Origin of the sequence: Brevibacillus massiliensis (genome assembly GCF_000311785.1) — a bacterium.
GTDB classification, from domain to species: domain Bacteria; phylum Bacillota; class Bacilli; order Brevibacillales; family Brevibacillaceae; genus Brevibacillus_C; species Brevibacillus_C massiliensis.
Genome location: NZ_HE978558.1, coordinates 32275 through 35543, shown reverse-complemented (window position 1 = coordinate 35543; position 3269 = coordinate 32275). Strand labels below are relative to the sequence as shown.

4 protein-coding genes are annotated in these 3269 nt (G+C 32.2%); all 4 read right to left on the bottom strand.

The window, feature by feature from the left end:
- Positions 1-110 precede the first annotated feature (110 nt).
- The gene (locus HGBM_RS25605; RefSeq protein ID WP_019123934.1) at positions 111-851 is read right to left on the bottom strand and encodes a TatD family hydrolase; all 741 of its coding nucleotides are present in this window, start codon (positions 849-851) and stop codon (positions 111-113) included.
- A 1-nt stretch (position 852) separates the two neighbouring features.
- Positions 853-2253 (bottom strand): Qat anti-phage system QueC-like protein QatC, encoded by a 1401-nt coding sequence (gene qatC / locus HGBM_RS25600; RefSeq protein WP_019123933.1) that lies wholly within the window; start codon positions 2251-2253, stop codon positions 853-855.
- Positions 2246-2965 carry a hypothetical protein gene (locus HGBM_RS28635; RefSeq protein ID WP_019123932.1) on the bottom strand — a complete coding sequence of 240 codons (720 nt, stop codon included), beginning with the start codon at positions 2963-2965 and terminating at the stop codon, positions 2246-2248. The genes qatC and HGBM_RS28635 overlap by 8 nt, the downstream gene beginning before the upstream one ends.
- Before the next feature lie 7 nt (positions 2966-2972).
- Positions 2973-3269, bottom strand: a 297-nt coding sequence (locus HGBM_RS30920) for a hypothetical protein (protein WP_026074658.1), incomplete at its 5' end; no start/stop codon positions are given.

Genomic DNA, 3269 nt, shown 5'->3' with positions numbered 1-3269 from the left:
TCCCTGGACAGTTTTTATTTTCCCAGGACGGGATTTATTTGATATTAACATATTAGGTGTTAAGGAACCGACCAGTTGAGTAGAAAAAGCAACCTTGTATTGTCATTTAGCTAGGAACTGTTTAATTGTGAGAGAAGCAAGTTCTTTAAATTATTAAAGGCTAATTCTGATAAATCATTAACTCCAATTTTTCGACCAATTTCGTTATATACCTGAGATAAGTCATTTGGTGATATGGGACGTCCTTTAAAATTGCTGAAAGGTCCATCTGTTTCGATTAAAATTCTATTCAGCGGAATTGACTTTATTATCTCCGTACCTTTTTTTGTTCTTAACATTGAGTAATTGATTGAAAAGTAATACCCTGCATCTAGGATATCCTTGATGAAAGAAATACTACCTGAATACCAGTGAAACACCGCAAATTTTACATTATTATCAATTAAAATTTTTAGTACATCTTCTTCAGCTTTATAAGAATGAACGGACAGAATTTTATTCGTTTCACCCGCTTTTTTACAAATATATTTAAATATCCTTTGTTGTTCTTCCTTATAATCTAAAAATTCATCGCTGTAATCTAATCCTACTTCACCTATATATTTAGTCAGCGATATGCACTTGTTAAACAACTCTTTATTAAAAGGTTCTTCTTTTATAAATCTGGGATGGTACCCTAACGCTATCTTTACATATTTCAAATTTGAAAATAATCTCATACTTTCGTTAAATATCTGGGGTAAGTTTGTCACAAACAACGCATAGATTCTATTCTGTTCGTAATATTCTATTTTGCTCCTATAATCCTTGTAATAATCAATATGTACATGAAAATCAATTAAGCTTTTCATTCTATTTATTCCCTGTCCAGCCCAAATATTCTAATAGCCCATCTTTATGTTGTTTTTCTTCATACTTTATCATCTCAATAAGTTCGTGCATCGATTGTTTATAAACTCTTTCATATAATTTTATTTCATTCAATGTTAATGAACCGTGACTCAATAATATGTTAGGAACAAATAAATCGTTATGGACATTATCAATATATTTACGTACAGCATACAATAATGCCCTTAGATCACTTGATTTACCGACCAACGAGTTATACTCCTCTATAAAACTCTTACCTAATTTATAGTTAAAATTGTATACATCTTCTATAAATCCATTTGAAACTAACGATGCTTTCCTTATAAGGCATGGATAACAATATCCACAGTTAGTCGGTGGGGTGATTTTATCATACCTTGATTGACTTGGATGAGCACAAGATATTGTTTCCTTATAATAGTTTCTAAACACTTCGTTATTTTTATGTTCAGCGACAATTTCACCTTTTGATTTTTGGGAATAGAAATTCACAATCTTGTGTTTAATCCCTACTGCTTCAAGCAACCTATTTAATGAAGAAATAAAACGGGGATGGGTTGTTCTAGTACTGCAACTTCCGCTTCGACTCTGTGTTAATGGCACATTAATACCAATAAACCCGTTTTCAGGTATATAGACAGGTGCATTATCACCTATTGAGGAAGCTACAGCAACTGCCCCTACTATAAACAAAAATGACCTACTTCTACTTGTATTTTCATGGTATATATCTCTATCATCAGCATTTAACGGTTTTCTAGGGGAAACATTAAAAGGGATAAAATCTATATTTTGTTTATTATAGGGTTTTTTAATAGCATTTATTAAATCAACTTGTCTTCTAGTTAATGAAGGATACTCCCTAAAACCAACAAAAATCGGGTTTTGATGTTTTTCCAATATTGTTAATGCTCCTGCGAAAGAATCTAACCCACCAGAAAACAGTGAAACACAATTGAATTGAGAACCATCTATTAATTCATATCTATTATTGAGTTTATTTCCTCTTAATTTTTCTATAGACTTACGGAAATAAAACGTCCAGTGATCTCCACTTAAAAAAGACAACAGTTCTTCTAATTTCGTTTTTACAGAAAGCCATTTCTCCAACTCAATTACTGGAACATGGACATTGATTCTTCTACTCCAATTATCTTCCGATATTCTTCTTGATAAACGTTTATCAACACTAAAAACAGATATACCAATAATTAAAAGATCTTCAATGATATCTGAGACATGTAATTTCCCAAATCTTCTCCAAAGCATCTCAACATCTGTTTTTACATTTGATTTTTGATTTTTCGAAAGTATATTAAACACTAACTTGTCATTTGGAACCGAATGAACTACTTCCTTGTTAACCCAAATATCATTCATTCGAATCCCTCCAACTCTCAAAGATTTCCCAAACCTCTTCACATTTTTTCTCAACAAAATCCTTTCCAGATTTTCCTTTCCAGTCTATATCTTTCAGATCCTCAATTGTATAATTATTGCTAATTTGGATTCTAATAAATTCTTTTATTTGTTCTTGAGCTTTTATAGTCTCTTCAATCCCTTTACACAATGAATTGATCTTCTCTGCAAAGTTTGTAAAGAAAGCAACTTCTACAAACTTTATCAGAAAGTCTCTTAAAAAAATATTCCCATCAAGTGACGAAAGTATCTGTTCAAAGGCTTCAACTTCACTAACTCCTACCATTATTTCTGCCATTAGTTCCTGCATTGCCTGGTTGGCAATAACTTGATTTAATGTATTTGCCTCTTCTGAAAAATAGTCTAATAACCCAAAATAAATTTCTTGAAGGCTTTTCCCGACTAAATGCGAAAGACCAACCTCATGTAATGCATTCTCTAGACCTATTGTTCTAACTAAGCCAATAAAACCAACTGCTTTAGAACCTACAGTTCCTACAGAAGATTTGTTCCCTCTAGCAAAACCATTGTTTTTCGTCGCTTTAGCAAAGTTGGATACTGCCCTACCAATAGAATTACCACTAAAATTATTCTTGGCCATATTAGTTACAGCTCTTTTCGTCTCTGACCACATATATCCTGTTGGTGGCAGATATCCCTTCGAAGTCCCCATGACTAAATCATCCCTTCTTGCTTTTACTAAAACTCGATTCGATTTGCTCCCACAATTTTTTTGATATTTTCTTTTCCTCTAAAAAGTGTTTTTTAATTGCCTGATATCCTTCTGCGTTCACACTTTTTAGGGTGATAATCCTCGTAATTTCTGGTAGTGTTACCTCGTTATTTTTCATTTTTTTAATTTCCTCTTCCAAAGTTTTCCGTAAATCTGGAAAGTGTTTATAAAGAAATATAAGTACTCTTAATTTTTTTCGTCTGTCATGTTGATATTTTGCTATGATCCCTTTAACAACCTTGGG

What these genes read in the sequence shown, in the direction of transcription:
- HGBM_RS25605 (WP_019123934.1), bottom strand. Translation starts at nt 851, where the DNA reads ATGAAAAGCTTAATTGATTTTCATGTACATATTGATTATTACAAGGAT.
- qatC (WP_019123933.1), bottom strand. Translation starts at nt 2,253, where the DNA reads ATGAATGATATTTGGGTTAACAAGGAAGTAGTTCATTCGGTTCCAAAT.
- HGBM_RS28635 (WP_019123932.1), bottom strand. Translation starts at nt 2,965, where the DNA reads ATGGGGACTTCGAAGGGATATCTGCCACCAACAGGATATATGTGGTCA.